General features: G+C 59.3%; 19 protein-coding genes. 7 read left to right on the forward strand and 12 right to left on the reverse strand.

The genetic code is table 11. From position 1 onward, the window contains the following. Window positions 1-12: 12 nt before the first annotated feature. On the reverse strand, window positions 13-1,020 hold the full coding sequence (locus HY26_RS01170) for a glycosyltransferase (protein ID WP_051599670.1): 1,008 nt from the start codon (window positions 1,018-1,020) through the stop codon (window positions 13-15). 212 nt (window positions 1,021-1,232) lie between these two features. On the opposite strand from HY26_RS01170, the gene HY26_RS01175 reads away from it, so the two are divergent. Further along, complete coding sequence (locus HY26_RS01175) at window positions 1,233-2,360, forward strand: NAD(P)/FAD-dependent oxidoreductase (RefSeq protein WP_034762975.1); 1,128 nt, start codon at window positions 1,233-1,235, stop codon at window positions 2,358-2,360. Window positions 2,361-2,422: 62 nt separating this feature from the next. After that, a complete protein-coding gene (locus HY26_RS01180; RefSeq protein ID WP_081812967.1) occupies window positions 2,423-2,731 on the forward strand; it encodes a PilZ domain-containing protein in 309 nt (102 codons plus the stop codon). Here the strand turns inward: HY26_RS01180 and HY26_RS01185 are convergent. From HY26_RS01185 to HY26_RS01200, 4 genes are all read right to left on the reverse strand, one after another. Beyond that, window positions 2,728-3,678 (reverse strand): glycosyltransferase family 2 protein, encoded by a 951-nt coding sequence (locus HY26_RS01185; protein ID WP_034762980.1) that lies wholly within the window; start codon window positions 3,676-3,678, stop codon window positions 2,728-2,730. The genes HY26_RS01180 and HY26_RS01185 overlap by 4 nt on opposite strands. Before the next feature lie 138 nt (window positions 3,679-3,816). Next, window positions 3,817-4,971 (reverse strand): acyl-CoA dehydrogenase family protein, encoded by a 1,155-nt coding sequence (locus HY26_RS01190; RefSeq protein WP_034762983.1) that lies wholly within the window; start codon window positions 4,969-4,971, stop codon window positions 3,817-3,819. 28 nt (window positions 4,972-4,999) lie between these two features. Further along, window positions 5,000-6,190, reverse strand: coding sequence for an acyl-CoA dehydrogenase family protein (locus HY26_RS01195; RefSeq protein ID WP_034762987.1), 1,191 nt, complete (start codon window positions 6,188-6,190; stop codon window positions 5,000-5,002). A 133-nt stretch (window positions 6,191-6,323) separates the two neighbouring features. After that, window positions 6,324-7,325 (reverse strand): nicotinate-nucleotide--dimethylbenzimidazole phosphoribosyltransferase, encoded by a 1,002-nt coding sequence (locus HY26_RS01200; protein ID WP_112072759.1) that lies wholly within the window; start codon window positions 7,323-7,325, stop codon window positions 6,324-6,326. Window positions 7,326-7,464: 139 nt separating this feature from the next. Between HY26_RS01200 and HY26_RS01205 the strand changes: the two genes are divergently transcribed. Continuing rightward, entirely contained in the window at window positions 7,465-7,659 is a 195-nt protein-coding gene (locus HY26_RS01205; protein ID WP_081812968.1) for a DUF1289 domain-containing protein, read from the forward strand. Window positions 7,660-7,687: 28 nt separating this feature from the next. Beyond that, the gene (locus HY26_RS01210) at window positions 7,688-8,203 is read left to right on the forward strand and encodes a TIGR02281 family clan AA aspartic protease (protein WP_158531382.1); all 516 of its coding nucleotides are present in this window, start codon (window positions 7,688-7,690) and stop codon (window positions 8,201-8,203) included. Here HY26_RS01210 and pyk read toward each other — a convergent pair. The 7 genes from pyk to HY26_RS01245 form a co-directional block, all read right to left on the reverse strand. Next, window positions 8,190-9,614, reverse strand: coding sequence for a pyruvate kinase (pyk, locus tag HY26_RS01215; RefSeq protein WP_034762992.1), 1,425 nt, complete (start codon window positions 9,612-9,614; stop codon window positions 8,190-8,192). The genes HY26_RS01210 and pyk overlap by 14 nt on opposite strands. A 109-nt stretch (window positions 9,615-9,723) precedes the next feature. Beyond that, window positions 9,724-12,354 carry a methionine synthase gene (metH, locus tag HY26_RS01220; RefSeq protein ID WP_051599678.1) on the reverse strand — a complete coding sequence of 877 codons (2,631 nt, stop codon included), beginning with the start codon at window positions 12,352-12,354 and terminating at the stop codon, window positions 9,724-9,726. Further along, window positions 12,351-12,779: a gamma-glutamylcyclotransferase gene (locus HY26_RS01225; RefSeq protein WP_051599680.1), complete on the reverse strand. Its 429-nt coding sequence runs from the start codon at window positions 12,777-12,779 to the stop codon at window positions 12,351-12,353. The genes metH and HY26_RS01225 overlap by 4 nt, the downstream gene beginning before the upstream one ends. Beyond that, a complete protein-coding gene (locus tag HY26_RS01230; protein ID WP_034762995.1) occupies window positions 12,776-13,849 on the reverse strand; it encodes a homocysteine S-methyltransferase family protein in 1,074 nt (357 codons plus the stop codon). Before HY26_RS01230 ends, HY26_RS01225 begins: the two co-directional genes overlap by 4 nt. After that, window positions 13,850-14,278: a VOC family protein gene (locus HY26_RS01235; RefSeq protein ID WP_034763000.1), complete on the reverse strand. Its 429-nt coding sequence runs from the start codon at window positions 14,276-14,278 to the stop codon at window positions 13,850-13,852. Between the two features lie 3 nt (window positions 14,279-14,281). Then, window positions 14,282-15,169 carry a methylenetetrahydrofolate reductase [NAD(P)H] gene (metF, locus tag HY26_RS01240; RefSeq protein WP_034763003.1) on the reverse strand — a complete coding sequence of 296 codons (888 nt, stop codon included), beginning with the start codon at window positions 15,167-15,169 and terminating at the stop codon, window positions 14,282-14,284. Further along, window positions 15,166-16,143: a metalloregulator ArsR/SmtB family transcription factor gene (locus HY26_RS01245; protein WP_034763006.1), complete on the reverse strand. Its 978-nt coding sequence runs from the start codon at window positions 16,141-16,143 to the stop codon at window positions 15,166-15,168. The genes metF and HY26_RS01245 overlap by 4 nt, the downstream gene beginning before the upstream one ends. 117 nt (window positions 16,144-16,260) lie before the next feature. Between HY26_RS01245 and HY26_RS01250 the strand changes: the two genes are divergently transcribed. The 3 genes from HY26_RS01250 (at window position 16,261) to HY26_RS01260 (ending at window position 20,037) form a co-directional block, all read left to right on the forward strand. Beyond that, on the forward strand, window positions 16,261-17,058 hold the full coding sequence (locus tag HY26_RS01250; RefSeq protein ID WP_233348627.1) for a VacJ family lipoprotein: 798 nt from the start codon (window positions 16,261-16,263) through the stop codon (window positions 17,056-17,058). 34 nt (window positions 17,059-17,092) lie between these two features. Beyond that, window positions 17,093-17,719 carry a phospholipid-binding protein MlaC gene (locus tag HY26_RS01255; protein ID WP_034763009.1) on the forward strand — a complete coding sequence of 209 codons (627 nt, stop codon included), beginning with the start codon at window positions 17,093-17,095 and terminating at the stop codon, window positions 17,717-17,719. Window positions 17,720-17,997: 278 nt separating this feature from the next. Beyond that, a complete protein-coding gene (locus HY26_RS01260) occupies window positions 17,998-20,037 on the forward strand; it encodes a lipopolysaccharide assembly protein LapB (protein ID WP_158531383.1) in 2,040 nt (679 codons plus the stop codon). The last annotated feature ends 19 nt before the right edge of the window (window positions 20,038-20,056 follow it).

Here is a 20,056-nt window from a genome sequence, read left to right on the forward strand (position 1 = left end):
AGGACGATTGCGTCAGGCTGAATGCCTGGCCGGACCGCCGTTTCCGCTAATCTTGTTTCCGACCGCCTTAAGCAGATTGCCTGCGACATGAAGGCTTGCGGGGACAGAAATCATGAAAGCTCTCAAGAGTCCGATCGGGTTCTTGGCACGTACGGCCGCAATCGCTGTCCAGGCAGCCCATTCCTTCTCGCAATACCGTGTATAGCCGGCAAACGCGGCGCGCTCGGCCGGGGCGAGCCCTTCACACTTGAGGAAATTGCGCCCCATAAGAGCCAGCTTCCGGTGGTCACTTGCGCCTTGTCTGTGAGATGCCGATCCGTCCCGAACCACGAAAACATATCCCATCGGATCCGTCAGGACAGCCCTTGCGCCGCCGACCAGCAAACGCGCATACAGCTCGAAGTCTTCGCCGAACCGAATGTCCGATTTGTAGGGCTCGGATCCCGCCGCCGCCGCACCGCGCCGGATCAGTGGTTTAAGAAAACCAAGTTCCGAGCGCTCCATCTCGACCGCGTAGGAACGATTAACAAACAATTCTGCGGTCAGCGGGACGTCCCCCGGTGGTTTCTCAGGCCACAAGTGTCGGGTTACAGTCTCCGGCGCGCTGGTTGAGCTTATCAACAGATTGTCGGCAACAATATCAAATCCGCCTTCGCGCGCTTTCTCCAGCAATGATTCAACCCGTTCCGGTAACATGAAGTCATCGCTGTCGAAGGGCGTGAACCAGCCCGCATCCGTTTCCCGCAAAGCCCGGTTTCTAGCAGCCGCCGGGCCGCCGTTCTGCACCATTTTCAGAAAGGTCACATTGTCGAATCGACGGGCATAGTCCTCGGCAATCTCCGGACCGGCGTCCTGCGACCCGTCATCTACGACCAGTATCTCGAATCGAATCCCTTCAGGCGGTTTCTGCGCAACCGCACTTTCCAACGCGCGCGCAATATTCGCTTCATCGTTGTAAAGCGGAATAATGATCGCGACCTTTGTCTCGTCATACGTATTTGAGGCGGGCTCTGCCGGCATAAGTTCTGACTTACCTGTTCTCAACGGGCACAATATGCAAATTCGGGGCAAGTGGTTTGGATTTGGTTTCCAGTACTGACAGTACGTATCGTTTCACAATGAAACTTGCGCCGGATTGGCGCTGAATTGGTCTTCAATATGCATGAAATACAACACAAGATAGCAAAACAGGACCGGAGCGCGCCAGCCTTCGGCACCAAGGTACAGCGCCATTGATAGAAACCGAAGCCATCGTAATCGGAGCTGGTGCGGTCGGGCTTGCCTGCGGCGCGGCTTTGGCCCGTGCCGGTAAAGAAACACTGGTTCTGGAAAGTGCACTCAGTATCGGAACTGGCACCTCGGCCCGCAACAGCGAAGTCATTCATGCCGGGCTGTATTATCCAACCGGATCCCTGCGCCATCAGCTATGCGTAGCTGGCCGTCGGCGGCTGTATCAGTGGTTGGCGGAGCGCGGCGTTCCCCACCGCAAAACAGGCAAGCTGATCGTGGGAACGACTGACGCACAGATACCGCGCATGCAGGCGCTTTTCGATCAGGGAATACGGAATGACGTGGAAGGGCTCCGTTTTCTGACAGGGTCAGAAGCCATGGCGCTGGAGCCGAACCTGACCTGCTCGGCCGCAGTTCTGTCCGAAGAAACCGGCATACTCGACAGTCACGGCTACATGCTCTCGCTCCAGGGCGACCTTGAAGATCATGGCGGTTCGGTCGTCGTCGGCGCGCCAGTTGAGACAGCAGAAATCCTGCCAGATGGACGATTCCTTCTGGGCGTGGGTGGTACAGAACCGGCCGACATCGTCACACGGATTCTAATAAACAGCGCCGGCCTGCACGCCGTGCGGGTTGCCCGGCAGATGAAGGGTTACCATCCCGATCTCATCCCTTTCTTCACGCTCGCCAAGGGCAATTATTTCAGCTGCCTTGCCAGGCCGGCGTTCCAGCGACTGATCTATCCGGCACCCGTGGAAGGCGGTCTTGGCGTTCACATTACGCTGGACCTCGGCGGCCGCATGCGCTTCGGCCCCGATGTAGAATGGCTCGAACATGATGATCCGGACCGGATCGACTTCACTGTCGACCTCAGCCGGGCCGATGATTTCTACGATGCCGTTCGCCAATACTGGCCGGGATTGCCCGACGGCGCGATTGCTGCGGATTATTCCGGTTGCCGCCCAAAGCTCTCATCACCTGGTGAACAAGCAGCTGATTTTCGTATCGATGGTCCCGAACATCACGGTCATGCCGGACTGGTCCATTTGTTCGGAATTGAATCCCCTGGCCTGACCAGTTCTCTCGCCATCGCGGAAGAAGTCGTCAGCCGACTGTCGGAACTCGACTGATTTTTTTCCGAACCATTTGGTTCCGTTGTGCATAGAGACAACAACAGAACCCTGGATTTACCATGACAGCTCTTGATCCCCGGCGGGGTTACCGCCGGCACCGCACAATCCGTAGCACTCGCCTAAGGCCCAATGGATACAGGACCTGGATTCATGCCGCGATGATCGATTGGTCCGCCGCAGGTGCAAGCCTTTCCTGCCCGGATAATGAAGTTCCACTAGGCCCGGCAATACTGGCCGTTTCGCCATTAGGCGGAACAAACGACATCCAGCTGGCCTGTGAGGTCGTCTGGCGCCGCAGCGGTCAGCTGGGTCTGAAGTTCTCACCCGGTACGCCGAAGACAGAAGATAATACAGTGGACGTCCGCTAACTCGCCCTGCCGTATTCCTCATACATCCGGCCGGTCGCAAACGAGATCATGCCCGCACCTCGGCAGACTGTGTAACAGCGTTCCAACACCTTACGTGGGTTTCTGCCAAGCGTGACGAGCCAGACGAGCGCAACGAGAACAGCACCCACAACAACGCGTGCGACACCATGGAAGAGCGCCCGCAGACGCGACAAGAAGGGTGAGACGTTCCGTCCCGCAATCAAGGCATCGCTGATCCCTGTCCGGTACCAGCGGCGCATCAGCCAGCGAGAATTCGCCCGGCTATCTGGAACATGTTCATAAACCAAAGCGTCTTTCGCCCGCGTCAGTCGCCGTCCGGCATCCAGCATCCGTGTGAAGAACAGAGTATCTTCTCCGCCTAACAGGGACATGCGCGGCTCAAATGTCAGGCTCAGCTCGGAAACGGTTTTCATCTCGATAAGGCAATTGCAGGTCGCACCAGGCTTGGTTTGATCTTCATCTGTTTCCATCGGCGTACCATGTACACCCCAATCGCGGATCCATTCCGGAGCTATTGCCGAATAAACAGACTGCACCGGACCGAATACGGCTGCGGATGGACGGGCGTCATAACGTTCAACGAGCGCGACAAGCCATTCAGGGGAAGCAAACTCGTCATCATCAATGAACGCGAGGAAATCGAATTCCGCCGCGGCGGCCAGCGCCCGGTTACGCACATGAGTCACCCCGGGGGCCTCTTCAATTTCGTAATGCAGTGGAACTTCGAACTGGCTTTGCCACTTCTCTACGACGGGCCGCGCACCTCCACTTGTCTCATTGTCGATAATGAGAAACTCGACATCAACCCCGTCAGGAATTTGTACGTCTCGCAGGCTTTTCAACAAGCCATCGAGCAATTCGTTGCGCTTGTACGTCGCCGAGGCAACAAGCAGTTTTCTGCGAGAAGAGTTACTTGAGACTGGCATTTTTCGCTCCTGCCCGCAGGCTCAACGACAATAAAGCAAAAAGCCTGCCGCCTTGAATGCGCGGTACCGGAGAATGCCACAAAAGAAAACCGCCCCGGAATTTGCGTTCCGGGGCGGTTTGTCCTGATGGATGGCCGATTACTCAGCGGCTACCGGAACGTCGGCAGCAGAAAGATCGGTGTAACGCTTCAGGTGGTGATCGACATTACCGAACTCGGAGTCGATCATGGTCAGGCGCTTGAAGTAGTGTCCGACAGCCAGCTCGTCCGTCATGCCCATGCCGCCGTGGATCTGGATCGACTGCTGGCCGACGAAGCGGCCACCCTGACCAATACGCACCTTGGCAGCCGAGGCCGCTTTCTTGCGGGTGACTTCATCATCGCCCAGCTTCAGCGTGGCCATGTAGGTCATGGAGACCGACTGCTCGTATTCCATGAACATGTCGACCATGCGGTGCTGCAGCACCTGGAACTTGCCGATCGGCGTGCCGAACTGTTTACGCTGGCGCGAGTATTCGACCGTCATCTCGTGGGCAACTTTCATTGCACCGCATGCCTCGGCGCAGAGTGCGGCGATGGCTTCGTCCGAAACGAGTTCGATCAGCGGCAAGCCATTGTCGACTTCGCCAATAACGGCTTCTGGACCGACAGCAACGTTTTCGAAGTAGACTTCCGAAGCGCGGCGGCCATCGACCGTCGGGTAGTCACGAGTGGACACACCCGGTGCCGTTTTCTCGACCACGAACACCGTCACACCGTTTGCATCGCGGCGTCCGCCGGAGGTGCGAGCGGTGACGATCAGGTGAGTTGCCCACGGCGCACCGATGACCACAGCCTTGTGCCCGTTGATAACGAAGCCTTCGCCGTCTTTCTTGGCAGTGGTTTCAAGGTCAGCCAGGTTGTAACGGCCACGCGGTTCAGCATAGGCGAAGGCGAAGATCGTTTCGCCCGACATGATGCCGGTGAGGTATTCTTCCTTCTGCGCATCCGTGCCGCGCTTGATGAAGCCACCACCACAAACAACGCTCGGCACGTACGGCTCGACCACGAGGCCCTTGCCGAACTCTTCCATGACGACCATGGCGTCGATTGGGCCGCCACCGAGGCCGCCGTCTTCTTCGCTGAACGGCGCCATCATCAGACCAAGCTCAGCGAACTGCATCCACATGTCCTTGCGCCAGCCATCGGCTGAAGCCACGACCTTGCGACGGTTTTCGAAGTCGTACTGGTCGCGGATCATCTTCGCGAGGCTGTCGCGAAGCATTCCCTGTTCTTCAGTGAAATTAAAATCCATTTGAGTCGTTTCCTCTCTGGCCTCGGGCTTAAAGGCCCAGGATCATTTTCGTGATGATGTTGCGCTGAATTTCGTTGGAACCGCCGTAGATCGACGTCTTCCGCATGTTGAAATACGTCTCAGCAGCATAGTCCGCATAGTCCGGACCGATGCCGGCGCCGTTGCCGGTGGCTTCCATGCCATAGGCGTAAGGCGCACCGTAGTGATTCACAGCTTCCAGCGTGAGTTCGGTCAGGCGCTGCTGCACCTCGGTACCTTTCACCTTCAGGATCGAGCTCTCAGGGCCAGGGCCTTTACCAGCCGCTTCGGATGCGAGCGTGCGAAGTTCGGTGAACTCAAGTGCCGTAAGATCGATCTCAAGCTGGCTGATCTTGCGCGAGAATTCCGGCGTTTCGATCAGCGGCGTACCATCGACCGTTTCCTTCGTGGCAATATCGCGCAGACGCTCAATGCCACGCTTGGAGCGTGCCACGCCGGCGATACCGGAACGTTCGTGCGCGAGCAGGAACTTGGCGTAGGTCCAGCCCTTGTTCTCTTCGCCGACCAGGTTCTCGACAGGCACACGGACGTCGGTCAGCCAAGTCTCGTTCACTTCATGCGTGCCATCAATCAGTTTGATCGGACGCACTTCGATGCCCGGCGTTTTCATGTCGACGAGGATGAATGAAATGCCTTCCTGGGCTTTCGCGTTCGGATCCGTCCGACAAAGGAAGAAGCCCCAGTCGGCGTGCTGTGCGAGCGTGGTCCAGGTCTTCTGGCCATTGATCACGTAGTGATCGCCATCGCGCACAGCGGTGGTTTTCACGCTTGCGAGGTCAGAACCGGCGCCCGGCTCCGAATAGCCCTGACACCACCAGACGTCGCCGGAACGGATGCCTGGCAGGTGCTTCGCCTTCTGCTCTTCATTGCCGAAGGTGTAGATCACAGGGCCGACCATGGAGACGCCGAACGGCAGCGGCATGATGGCGTCGATACGGGCGTTCTCTTCACCCCAGATATATTTCTGGGTCGAGGTCCAACCGGTGCCGCCGTATTTCTCCGGCCAAGCCGGCACTGACCAGCCTTTTTTGCCAAGCACCTTGTGCCAAGCGAGGAATTGCTCGCGGCTCAGGTCTTCGCGGGTGCCGGCACCTGCCAGCTCCTTTGGGTAGTTCTCTTCAATAAAGGCCCGGACTTCCTTACGGAATTCGATTTCCTCGGGCGTAAACTCCAGATTCATGACGTGCTCCTCCGAAACGGTCTGATCCTGCTGACAGGCACAGCTTCTCTATGTCAGTCATTTGTATTGGCTGGCAAGGTGACGCGAACGTCAACGTAAACTAAGTCGCCGATTAGTCGCAGATGCCGCCGCGTCAGGTAGAGGCTGGTTCCGCAATGAACGGTGCACAGGCCGTTTTCAGCAGGCCAATCGCCGAGGCTGATCCCAAGCCGCCGCCCGTTTGGAACTCCATCTGCATCAACGGCTTCAGCCCCAGCCGCTCCAAGGCCGCTTCGTGCGCCGGCCGGCGCGTGATGTGCGAAGCCAGGCAGTGGCTAATGGCTTTCGGGTCGATTGCGTGAACAACACCCGCAGCGATCGTCGTGGCAAATCCGTCCAGAACAACCGGAATCCCCTGATGTCGAGCCGCGATGATTGCACCGACACAGGCAGCGAGTTCGCGCCCACCCAGGCAACGCAACGTCTCCAGAGGATCAGACAGATGTCCGCGATGGAGTGTCAGCGCCCGGCTAACAAGATCGATCCGTTTGCGGGAAAGCGTCGCAGACGTCTGGCCGCTGGGGCGCACCCAATAATCGGGCGAGCCGCCATAAAGGGCGCAGGCCACCGCGGCCGCAGCCGTGCCAACACCCGCGCCGGCGACAGCCAGCGCCAGCAGATCGGGATGGTCCTCGGTCGCTTCAAATCCATAAGCGATGGTTGCCGCGCACTCCTTTTCTGTCATCGCCGCAGTCTCGGCAATGCTCGGCGTCGGCTTGTCGAGCGCGAGTTCAAAGACCCGAATGGACGCGCCGGCCTGCGTGGCAATTGCCGACAAGGGCGCACGCCCTTCCCGCAAGGCATCCACATGAGCCTTGGTATCCTCGTTGGAAGACATGGAAACGCCTTCCTCGACAATGCCGTGGGAGCCCGCAAAAATGGCCAAGGTGGGCTTTTCAATGCGCGGAGGGTAGCGGTTCTGCCAATTGGCCAGCCATTCCGCTGCTTCGCCCAGACGCCCAAAGTCTCCTTCCCGGCCCATGCCGAGCAGGGCTTCTCGCACCTGTTTGCCAGGTTCAGTTGGCGCCGGCGGCGCGTTCAGGACGAGCGCACGCACATCCGCCAGAGGGGAGCCTTCGCGAACAGGTTCGGGCACGTTGATATTACTCCTGCATTACGCTGGCGCGATTTCGACGCCACAATAACAGGTTACAGGGTGTCTGCACGACAAGGATTTGTTACCTTGCCCCTGCTACACTCCAACCCGCAACCCTCACTGGATACAGGGTATATTGATGTCTCGTGAACCCATAAAGTCCCCTTGTATCAAGGTGTGTGCAGTTGACGCGTCGACAGGCTGGTGCCTAGGCTGCGGGCGCTCACTGAAGGAAATTGGCCAATGGGTTGCCATGGGGGAGGCTGGCCGCGACAGCGTGATCGCTGAGCTGCCCGATCGTATCACCCGGTTGGAGACCTTGGGAAAGCGCTGACGCCATGTATGCCAGACATGTTCTCCCCATGCTCGCCGCGGCACTGATGATCGCCGCAGCCGTGGTGTTTTTCATCGTTCCCAAAACCGAAGCCATGGACGGCATTACGCCAGCCGCCGCCTCCCTGACCAAAGCCGGCACGCCAGAAATTACGTCTTCGCCCCGCGCGAATTTCGACAAAGCGGCCATCATCAGCCGCGAAGCAGATGGTCATTACTGGACGCGTGCGGACGTGGAGGGAACTGACGTCCGGTTCATGGTCGATACCGGCGCCAGCATCGTCGCGCTGACGCTCCACGATGCGCAACGGATCGGACTGATCCCTTCAGAACTCGAATTCGATAATGAAGTCCGCACGGCGGGCGGCATGACCAAGGGCGCTTACGTCGTTCTGGACCGCGTGCGTATTGGACGCGTGGAAATGGAAGGTGTCAGCGCCATGGTGCTGAAAGAAGGCCTGGAGCAATCGCTTCTGGGAATGAGCTTCCTGGGAGAACTCTATTCCTACGAGTTCAAGGGCGACACGCTGATCATACGCCAATAATGGGCTTGCCATCCTCACCTTTACCGACCCCGACCTCCCAGGCGAAGCGCGCCTCGTCTCCGGCCCAACGGGCGTAGGCAACACGGCCTTTCAACCCGGCCGCCTCCATCAGGTCGCGATACCAATAGGCCGCCCCGGCATTGAGCCGTTGAGGATGTACACCCCATAGGAGGCACGCCTGCCTGAGGCGCTGGTCATCCAGCGAGCCATAAAGGATCGGCGCGGGCCCGCGCACGCGGGAAAACCGGGCCAGCCGGTCGAAGGCGCCCGTTCGGAGTGCCAGCGCCCCTGCCCCCTCCGCACAGGCCATCGCCTGTGCAGTTGTCGCAACAACGTCGACGGCAGATGGTTCCGAGGCTTCTCCGGCGAACTGGGCGATGGACTGACGATAGTCTTCTGCTGACTCTGTCGCCCGGATGATCCGCGACATGATCGCGACAGCTGTTGCCGGGTGGCGGCCAACAGCCGTTTCAGCAGAAAGCATCACAGCATCGGCGCCCTGATAAATCGCTGTCGCCACATCCGACGCTTCCGCCCGTGTGGGCGCAGCGTTCTCGATCATGGATTCCAGCATCTGCGTTGCGACGATCACCGGACGCCCTCGGGCCCGGGCGGCTCGTACGATCCGGCGCTGAATGACGGGCACATCTTCCGGGGCAAACTCAACGCCGAGATCACCCCGCGCCACCATCACGGCGTCTGATACCTCTACGATCGCGTCCAGGTTCGTGATTGCGGCGGGCTTTTCCAGCTTTGAGACGAGCGGCGCCCGCCCGGCAATGAATGCCTTCACCTCCTCGACATCCGACACGTTTTGCACGAAGGAGAGCGCTACGATATCGACGCCAATCTCCAGGGCGAACTCCAGATCCGCGCGGTCCTTGTCCGTCAGGGCACGGACAGGCAGCGGCTTGCCGCGAACAGTAAACCCTTTCTTGTCGGACAGTTTACCTGGCACCTCGGCACGAACCCTCGGTGCACTTCCGGCCTCAGTCACTGTCAGGATCAGCTTGCCGTCATCCACAAGTATCGTGTCGCCCTCTTCGAGGATGTCGACGATCTCCTTGTGCGGCACCGGGATTGTATCCGCCTCATCGGTCTCGTCTGCGGCGACGAGATTGTATTCTTTCCGGAAGCCAAGACGCAGGCCTCCGTCTGGAAACTTCCCGACGCGCACTTTCGGCCCCTGAAGGTCCGCCAGTGTCGCCAAGGGCCTGCCAGTTTTCTCTTCTGCTGCACGCACAGCCTGCAGCGCTTCAAGATGCGCGGCGTGTTCACCATGGCTGAAATTCAGGCGAAAGACGTCCACGCCCGCATAGGCCAGCGCGACAACTTCCTTAGGTGAGCGGCTGCCAGGTCCGAGGGTCGCGACGATTTTCGCATTTTCGCCCATCAGCGGATTGTCTGCCATGATTGTCTCCGCCCTTCCCGTGGACACAACCCCTGTTTATGCGACTCGGGCCGATCCTTCCAGTCGCGGCAAAGCCAGATCACCCGCTTTAAGCGAGGTATTTTCGAAGTCAGGCGGCAAACGGGTCATAGTTCAAGATCGGTGCCAGCCACCGCTCTGCCGTGCGCAGGTCCCAGCCTTTCCGGCGGGCATAATCCTCGACCTGGTCTTTCTCGATCCGGCCGACAGCGAAATAGACGGCTTCGGGATGCGCGAAGTAGAGACCGGACACGCTGGCTGCCGGTGTCATGGCGAAGCTTGATGTCAGCGACACGCCAATCCGGTTCTCTGGGTCCAGCAAGCGGAACAGAGTCTCCTTCTCGGTATGATCAGGCTGACTGGGATAACCAGGGGCCGGGCGGATGCCCCGATATTTTTCGGCAATGATATCGGTGGTGGAGAGTGTCTCATCCGGCGCATAGGCCCACAGGTCCCGGCGCACCTGCTCATGCATGTATTCCGCCATCGCCTCGGCAAAGCGGTCAGCCAATGCCTTCACCATGATGGACGAATAGTCATCGCCTTTCTTCGCGAATTCCGACGCGATCGCGTCAACTTCGCTACCCGCGGTCACGCAGAAACCGCCGATCCAATCCTCGCCCTCCGGTGCGACGAAATCCGACATGGCGAAGTTCGGACGGGTATTGTCCTTCTCCATCTGCTGGCGGAGCGTGTGGAACACATCCCCCGTTTCAAGGCGGATATCGTCTCCATCGCGGTTGGCCTTCCAGAAACCGACGACGGCCTTCGGCTTCAGCCAGCCTTCACCCACCAACTGTTGCATCATCGCCTGCGTGTCATTCCAGAGCGAGGTTGCCGCCTCGCCCACAATATCGTCTTCCAGAATGGCCGGATATCTGCCGGCGAGATCCCATGCGGAGAAGTACGGCGTCCAGTCGATGTAGCGCGCGAGTGTCGCCAGATCGATATCCTCAAATGTCCGCACACCGCTATAAGTGGGCGCAGGCCGATCATAGGCGCTCCAATCCGGCTGCAACGCCTTCTCACGCGCGAGATCAATAGGCAGGCGTGGTTTGGGCGGGCCGCCCTGCCGGGATTCGCGCATGCGTTCGTAACGGGCGCGGGTCTGTTCGACGAGGCCTTGCTTCTCGCCAGCACTTAGCAGGGCGCTGACAACCCCGACGGCCCGGCTGGCGTCCGTCACATGCACGACCGGGGCTGACTTGATCACCGGGTCGATCTTCACAGCCGTATGCGCCGGGCTTGTCGTCGCGCCGCCGATCAGCAGCGGCTGAACCATGCCGCGACGTTGCATTTCGGCAGCGACATAGACCATCTCGTCGAGGCTTGGCGTGATCAGGCCGGAGAGGCCAATCACGTCCACGTTCTCCTTCTCAGCCGTATCGAGAATTGTTTCGGCCGGCACCATGACGCCCAGGTCGAGAATTTCGTAACCGTTACAGGCGAGCACAACGCCAACGATATTCTTGCCGATATCGTGCACATCGCCCTTCACGGTCGCCATCAGCACCTTGCCGTTGGAGACGTCCACCGTGCCGAGACGTTGCTTCTCTTCTTCCATATAAGGTTCGAGCCAGGCGACAGCCTGCTTCATCACGCGGGCGGACTTGACCACCTGCGGCAGGAACATTTTGCCAGCCCCGAACAGGTCGCCGACGACATTCATGCCATCCATCAGCGGGCCCTCGATCACATGCAGCGGCCGCTCCGCCTTCAGGCGCGCTTCCTCCGTATCCTGATCGATGAATTCGGTGATGCCATGCACAAGCGCGTGCTCCAGACGCTTCTCCACCGGCGCCTCGCGCCAGGAGAGGTCCTTAACCGCCGTCTTGCCCTTCTGACCCTTCAGGCCTTCGGCAATCTCAACCAGGCGTTCTGTGGCGTCTGCGCGGCGGTTGAGGATGACGTCTTCAACGCGCTCCCGCAGTTCGGCCGGGATGTCGTCATAGATGTCCAGCTGGCCCGCATTCACGATGCCCATGTCCATGCCCGCCGGAATGGCGTGATAGAGGAAGACCGAGTGCATCGCGCGGCGCACGGGCTCATTGCCCCGGAAGCTGAACGATACGTTCGAAAGGCCGCCGGAAATATGGCACCCCGGGCAGGTATCCCGGATGACGCGCGCAGCTTCGATGAAGTCGACGGCGTAGTTGTTGTGTTCTTCAATCCCTGTCGCCACGGCAAAAATGTTTGGATCGAAGATAATGTCCTCCGCCGGAAAGCCGACGTCTTCGGTGAGGATACGGAACGCCCGCTGGCATATCTCGACCTTCCGGTCCTTGGTGTCGGCTTGACCGACCTCGTCAAACGCCATGACGACAACAGCGGCCCCATAGGACAAGCACTTCGCCGCCTGCTCGCGGAAAATGTCCTCGCCTTCCTTCATGGATATCGAGTTGACGATGCACTTGCCCTGCACACATTTCAGGCCGGCCTCGATCACCTCCCATTTGGAACTGTCGATCATCACCGGCACCCGCGCGATATCCGGCTCGGCGGCAATCAGGTTCAGGAAGGTGCGCATGGCTTCGGCACCGTCCAGCATGCCTTCATCCATGTTGACGTCGATTACCTGCGCGCCGTTCTCCACCTGCTGGCGGGCGACCTCGACGGCATCGGCATAACGCCCTTCCGTAATCATACGGCGGAATACGGCGGAACCTGTCACGTTGGTGCGTTCACCCACGTTCACGAAAGACTGGGAAGCTGAGGCTGTCATTTTCTCGTTTTTCCGGCGTCGAGCGGCCAGTTTCCATCGGCCACAGGTGGGAATCCCTCGACCGGTTTGTTGTACAAATAAATCCAGGCGGTTTCGCCGGTTTCGTTCCCGGCGTCATCGCACAGTGGAATGCGGGTTCGGATATAGAGGCTGGTGGCCGGATCGTCCGTCACATCCTCAAATTCGTCCATCGGGCCGATGATGGAAACGTCGTCCAGTATCCAGCGGATGCCATGGCAAAGCGCATTGCCTGCAACAACGCCCGGAAAACCACCAAGGTCAACCATCTGCCCACGGAACCTGCAAGGCGCACCGAAGGCGCCTGCCGTTCCAAGCGGAAGGTCTGCAGGCTGCCCAGCTGCGCCAAGTTTCAGAAGGCCATAGAAGACGAACAGGTCTCCGGCCTGAACGGAAGAATTTGTCACGAAGCCACCTCGAACGGCTCTAGCCCAGCAAGGCGCATCGTGTGCTTTTCCGGCGCCGGGTCGCGCGGCTTCACCCCTTCCACCGCCTTTGCGATGGCCGCAATATGCTCCGGCGTCGTGCCACAGCAGCCGCCCAGAATATTTACCAACCCGTCCTGCGCCCAGCCGCCGACGGCGCCGGATGTCTGCTCCGGCTGTTCATCATACTGGCCCATCTCGTTCGGCAGGCCGGCATTCGGATAAGCCGCCACAAGCGTGTCAGCGACACGCGACAATGCCGCGATGTGCGGGCGCATCAGGTCCGCGCCAAGGGCGCAGTTGAAGCCTATGGCGAACGGCCTGGCATGACGGACCGAGTTCCAGAAGGCCTCCACCGTCTGGCCGGACAGCGTGCGGCCCGACCGGTCGGTGATCGTGCCCGAGATCCAGATCGGCAGCTTCTCCATGCCCTCGGCCTCAAGATCCATGATCGCCTTGATGGCGGCCTTGCAGTTCAGCGTGTCGGTGATCGTTTCGATCAGGTAGAGGTCTACGCCGCCCTCATTAAGCGCCTGAATCTGCTGACGGTAAGCTTCATAGACTTCGTCGAATGTCACCGAGCGCGCGCCCGGATCGTTCACGTCAGACGACATGGACAGCATCTTGTTCAGCGGGCCAATGGATCCGGCAAGAAAGCGCGGCTTTTGCGGCTCCTTCGCCGTCCAGGCGTCTGCTGCCTCACGGCCAAGGCGGGCGCCTTTGAGATTGATGTCCCGAACGGATTCTGCGTCCAGCTTGTAGTCATCCTGTGCGATGATTGTAGCGCTGAACGTGTTCGTTTCGGAAATGTCCGCACCCGCCGCAAAATAGGCATTGTGAAGGTCGGTCACGATGTCCGGACGGGTGATACAGAGGATGTCATTGTTCCCCTTCATCTGCCCCGGATATTTCGCCTCGGTGAAGCGGTCACCGCGATAGTCGGCCTCGTCGAGGCCACGCCGTTGGATCATGACACCCCACGAGCCGTCGAGAATGAGGATGCGTTCTTTTGCAGCCGCCTTGAGGGCTGCAATGCGTTCCTGCCGTGTCATCTAGAGCTCCATGGTTCCGTCTTCGCGCAGCGGCGAGTGAGGGTTGTAGGCCACCTCCCAGAGGTGGCCGTCGGGATCCGAGAAATATCCGGAATAGCCGCCCCAGAAGACTTTCTCCGCGGCCTTGATCAGCTGGCCGCCTACCTCGATCGCGCGGATCATGGCGTCGTCGACAGCCTCTTGGCTGATCTGGTTCCAGGCAAGCGTCACAGCCCGAAAGCCTTCGCCCCGCGGCAGGACACCCGCGTCCTCTGCCAGAGGTTCACGACCGAACAGGCCGAGGGCGACGCCGCCCATATCGAAGAACACGACCGCCTCCTGAGAGGCTGGCGCACGCTTCAGGCCCAGCTTCTCATAGAAGGCCGCCGACGCCTGAACGTCGGCAACCCCGAGCGTGACCAGCGTGATGTGGATCGGATTAGCGGACATGGGTCAGGCCGCCTCTGCGGGATGTGGCTTCAGGCCAAGCAGTCGGCAGGTGGACAGAGCCAGACCCGCACGGTTCAGCGTATAGAAGTGGAAGTTCTGGACACCCTGCTCGGCCAGCTTGCGGCAGAGGTCTGCCGCGACATTCGCGGTGACGAGTTCCCGGGTCTCCTCGTCATCGTCGAGGCCGTCATAAAGGTCGGCCAGCCAGTCCGGTATGGTCGCACCGCAGAGTCCACTGATCCGCTGTAGTCCGCGGAAGTTTGCCTGAAGCATGATTCCGGGCACGATAGGCATGGTCACGCCACCCGCGCGGGCCTTGTCCAGGAAGTTCAGATAAGTCTCAGGCTCGAAGAAGAATTGCGTAATCGCGCGGTCGGCGCCTGCGTCCTGCTTGGCCTTTAGATAGGCGATCTCAGCCTCCCAGCCCTGGCTCTCCGGGTGAAGCTCCGGGTAGCAAGACACTGAAATTTCGAAACATTTTCCGAGTTCCGGCCGATGCTCCCGCAGACCCTTCACCAGATCCACCGCATCGCGGAAGCCGCCCGGGTGCACTTCGAACTTTGCCCCCATGCCCGACGGCGGATCACCCCGCAGCGCCACGATATGCTTCACGCCCGCCTGCCAATACTCCTCCGCAACCGCCAGCACTTCCGCCTTCGTCGCGGACACACACGTCAGGTGTCCTGCAGGTTTCAGGCTGGTTTCCTGGGCGATGCGCTTGACAGTTTCGTGGGTCCGCTCACGGGTCGAACCGCCCGCACCGTAGGTAACAGACACGAAGTCCGGAGCCATTGGTTCCAGCCGCTGGACCGTATCCCACAAGCGGTTTGCCATGGCGTCGCTCTTGGGCGGGAAAAACTCAAATGAAACGTGGGGCGTAGAGGTGCTCATGCAGCGGACTCCTGCGCATCTGCGGGCTTTTCGGCGGTCCAGATGTGAACCGTCAGACCTTGTTCGTTTTCGGGTGGCGGGGCGAACGCACGCGGCTCTGAAAGTTTCAGTCCGGCGGCGGAAGCCCATCCTTCCATGGCATCCGGCGACAGACCGAGCCTGTGATGGCCGTGCTCAGTCCTGAGGAATTCCAGTTCGTGCGGAGCAAAATCCACAACCAACAACCGTCCACCTGGCTGAAGGATCCGCCCGGCTTCTGCAATTACGCGGTTCGGCGCGTCCACATAGTGAAGCACCTGATGGATGATCACGAGATCGGCCGAAGCGTTCTCGAACGGTACGGCCGTGACATCTCCCTGCCGAACGCGTGCGACAGGGCTCCCGCCGCGCTCAAGATTGGCGCGGGCGACCGTCAACATGTGATGGCTGAGATCAATGCCTTCAGCTTCGACCGCAAGCGGCGCGAACAAAGCCAGCATCCGCCCGGTTCCGGTTCCGAAGTCCACTACCCGGCGGAAGGGCCCCGGCCCCGCAATTTCCAGAAGCGCCTGTTCGATTGCTTCATTGGGATAATGGAGTGTGCGAATCGCATCCCAATTATCTGCAACCGATGAAAAGTAAGCCTGCGCAGACGCGGCGCGCGAGGCGCTGACCTCGTCCAACCTCTCAGCATCCCTCAACAACTCGGGCACCTGGTTTCCAAGCTGTTCAAACAAGGCGTCCAGGAATGCCCGCCCATCGCCGCGGCTTGCGGCTCGGTAAAAGACAAAGGAGCCTTCCGGCAAACGCTCGACAAGACCAGCACCGGTAAGTGCTTTAAGGTGATGAGACAGACGCGGCTGGCTGAGAGACAGAATTTGCACGATCTCGCCCACGGAAAGGTCACGTTCACGCAAAAGTGCCAATATGCGCAGACGAGTTGGCTCTCCGGCCGCCCGCAATTGCTCTAGGGTGAGGTCAAATCGCTCGCTCATGAGGAACGTATAAACATTCTTTTATACGTTTTGCAAGGAACCATACCGCTGTTGCAGCATAGTCGCATGTAATTGGAATTACATAAGTGTGAGTTGCGTCGATTGGGGGAAGTAACCATGTACCGGGCCAAGAAACGGGAAATCGCAATTATGAACGTCCGAATTGCGGCCACCGCGGTGGCCTTCACTCTGAGCGCATGCGCTTCGACTCCGCCAAATTCAGCGGATCCAGGGTCCATTGCCGATCCTTATGAAGGCTTCAATCGCCAGATGTTCGCATTCAACAATGGCGTGGACAAATATGCGCTCGGCCCTGCTGCCGGTGCCTATAAAACTGTGACACCCGAATTCGCCCGCGACCGCATTGGCGATTTCCTGCGCAATCTTCGCGCGCCCGTCATTTTCGTAAACGACGTGCTGCAGGCAGAGCCATCCAGAGCTGCAGACACCTTTGTTCGTTTTACCATTAACACAACAGTCGGCATTGCGGGCCTTTGGGACGCCGCAGATCATATGGGTGTCGAGCACCACTCAGAAGACTTCGGTCAGACATTGGCCGTCTGGGGAGTCGATAGCGGCCCCTACCTGGTGATGCCTATCATGGGCCCAACGACTCCGCGCGACTTGTTCGGAAGTGGCGTGGACCGGGCGATTGATCCGCTGACATGGACCGAATTCGATGGGGATCCGGATCTGGACGACAAAATTGCCGTCGGCCGGGGCGTTCTCTCCGCGCTGAACGCCCGTGTCGCGCTGGAAGACCAGATTGAACAACTGAACGCCCAGCCGGAACCTTACGTGGCCCTTCGTCGTATTTATTCATCTCAGCGTCAGGCTGAGATTCGTAATGGTCGTCCGGAGGATGAGTCAGAGTTGTACCAAGATCTCCCAGATTTTGACGAATTTGACGAATAGCCAAGCAGACACGATCGAAGCAGGAGCCCGCCCCGTGAAACGCCTTGTGACCCCCGCAATCGCCCTGACCGCGCTCGCCGCGTTGGCGCTGCCGGCTGCCGCAGACGCAAAAACAGAAGCCTATGTTCAGAAAAACGCCAGCGAAGTGCTCGCGTCTCTGAACGACCCGTCCCTGAACGCAGACGAACGCACCCAGAAGTTCAACGCCTATATGGACGAATTCACGGACATGAAGGCGGTCGCCAATTTTGCGATTGGCAAATATGCGCGCCGTTTCACTGAGACGGAGCTCGCTGAGTATCAGAAAGTTTTCCGGGAGTACGCGCTTGCCGTTTATGAAAACGAACTCGATGCCTATCGGGGCGAAGCCGTTGTCGTGAAAGACTCAGTCGATCGTTCTGACACTGATTCTATCGTCAACACCGTCATTCGCCGTGATGACGGCAAGGATATGGATGTTCGTTGGCGCGTTCTGCTCCGCAATGGGCAATACCAGGTTGTCGACGTTGCGCTGAACCTCGATGGAAACCTGATCTGGCTCGGCATCGAACAGCGCGCTCAGTTCCTCGCCCTGCTCGACCGGACAAACGGATCGGCCCAGGCTCTGATCGACAAGATCGAAGGCATGACGCAAAAACTGGAAAGCGAAAAGCGCACCTGATCTTTTGCAGACAATTGACCTAACCGAAGGCCCGCTTCCCGCCCGAAGCGGGCCTTTCCTTATCCGATATCCTGCCGTCACTGCGTCGATGCATCGCGCAAGCTCACCTCCTCTGGGAAACCGACTCCTGTACAATGAAACTGCACTGGCATGCTGCCATGGATCCCCACATGACCGGTGGCATCTGAGGTGTTATGGTTAATTGGTGGTATGGCGAGACGGTCACGGTCTCGTAGCCGCATGAGGCGGAAGGCTGCTGAGATTTGGTGGGTGAGACGATGACGGCACATACTACTCCCTTCAGGAAAATCTGGACGGCATCACTTGGTGCGTTGGGCGTTCTGTCTGTTGTTGGCTGTGCATCTGCAGCATCTGGTGTCACAGCACCGGTCCAGGCGAAGCCGTGGTCGAGCCTGAGTGATTGCTTCGACCGGGCAGTCGCCGTTCCCACATCGGCAGCGGAAGATATGGCGCGGACCTGTGGCGGCACTTCCGCCGCCGGCGATCCATCCCGCAGCGGCATCGAACGGGCAACTGCCTCGTTCAATGCAGCGAGCGCCTACAATGCCCTTGCTGCGACGGGCGCTGCCAGTTCGTTTTGCCAAAGCACAAGTGCCTGCAGCCAAATGGCGCTCAGCCTGCTCGACCAGTCTTTGGCATCTCAACAGGACGGCCAGATCAGTCTCACTGGAAGCGAAGTGCAAATCGCGACCAACAAGCATTTCATGCTCCGCAGGACGCTGGAGCGCAGCAAAGCCCTGCGCAGTGTTGCGAACAGTGGCGCAGCAAACGCCAGTTGCGGCACGCGAACCACTTGCCTGACGGATGCTGCAGCCTTGCTTTCCAGCGTCACCGTCGAGATCCCGGCAGCATCCGAAGCACCAGATGCTGCCCGCTTGGGGTGCGAAATTCTTGATACGCGATGGCGTGTGAACAGCGATATCGGCCGCGAACGGGAATATCTCTATGTCGAAGATCTGAGACGCCTCGTCAGTTCGTGCCCCGACTACGCCGCTGCCGCTTCAGACCAACTCGCCGAAATCGCCTTTGAGCGGGCGGAACGTGTTCGGGAAAACCTGGCACAATCCAACGCAACCATCTCCGTCGAATCCTCACTCGGCGCCATTACGGATTATCGCGACACGCTCAGCACAGACCGGTTCAGATTGCCCGCCTACCGGGGCATGGGTGCGGTCTATCTGGCATTGGCCAAACATGACCCAGCTGGCACCCGCACTTATCTTGAAAGCGCAGTAGATGCCTACAGCAATGCAGTAACACTGTCCGTATCCGAAGCGACGGCTGAGCGCGCGGGCGACTATGAGTCTCTTGGCCGGGCACTCATGGCACTTTCCAAAGTCACCGGGTTGCCAGGATCGGTGGAACGCCAGGCCCTCGCAGAACGCGCGGCCAGCGCACTTCAAAGCGCAGTCGATCTGGCGCCTATACCCGCCCGGTACGCCGTGCTGGGTGATGCCTACGCCGACACAGGACAATGCACTCTTGCAATTCCGGCCTATAATTCCGCAATTCCCGGTCTTGCGGGAGCAGACAAGGTTTCGACGATCCTCGCTCTCTCGGCAGCTTATGATGCATGCGGACAACCGGACCTGGCATTGCAGACCCTCAATCAGGCCAACGCCGCTGGAAACGTGTCCGCTGAAGTCCGATACGAGATTGGACGAAAAGAGTTCAACAATGGCAACTTCCCGGCAGCCCTTAGCGCACTGCGCGCTGCCGAGAACGGACTGAATGGCCTCCAGGCTGCTGAAGCCAACTACATGATGAGCGTCGCCGAAACGATCACCCGTCCAGACGGCTGGCAGAAAAGCGCGCTGAGCCATGCGGAGCGTGCCGTATCACTGAATGCCCGGACCTGGGTTTACAACCGACAGGCTTGCCTTGCGACCATCCTGAAAGGCGGCAAAAGCGTAAAAGACGGCACCAGCCTGGCTCGCTGTCCGGATGCCGGTACACCGGAAGCCAGTCTGCTGCGCGGTATGTTCTTCCTCAAACAAGCTCAGTCGATGGATGTCAGCGCCTACAATCTGGCATCCCAGACACAATGGCGGTCTGTGCTCCAGGCGGCAGAAACCGCTTTCACTCGCGGACAGGAAGCCCTCGCCGACGCTCCCGATCGCGAGCGCCTTGTCCAGTTCGATGATCTGCAAGCGAAGGTCGATATCGCCGCGAGACTTCAACAAGGACTGACGGTCATCCAGCGCTGCAATCGCGAAGTCACGCTTGGCCCGCAGGATCCTGTCTGGAATGATCTGAACACCTTCTATGGCCATTATGGAATCTTGAAATGCTCCTGACGGCCACGAACATTGAGAA

The sequence above is a fragment of the Hyphomonas sp. GM-8P genome (genome assembly GCF_003263315.1).
Taxonomy (GTDB): Bacteria; Pseudomonadota; Alphaproteobacteria; order Caulobacterales; family Hyphomonadaceae; genus Hyphomonas.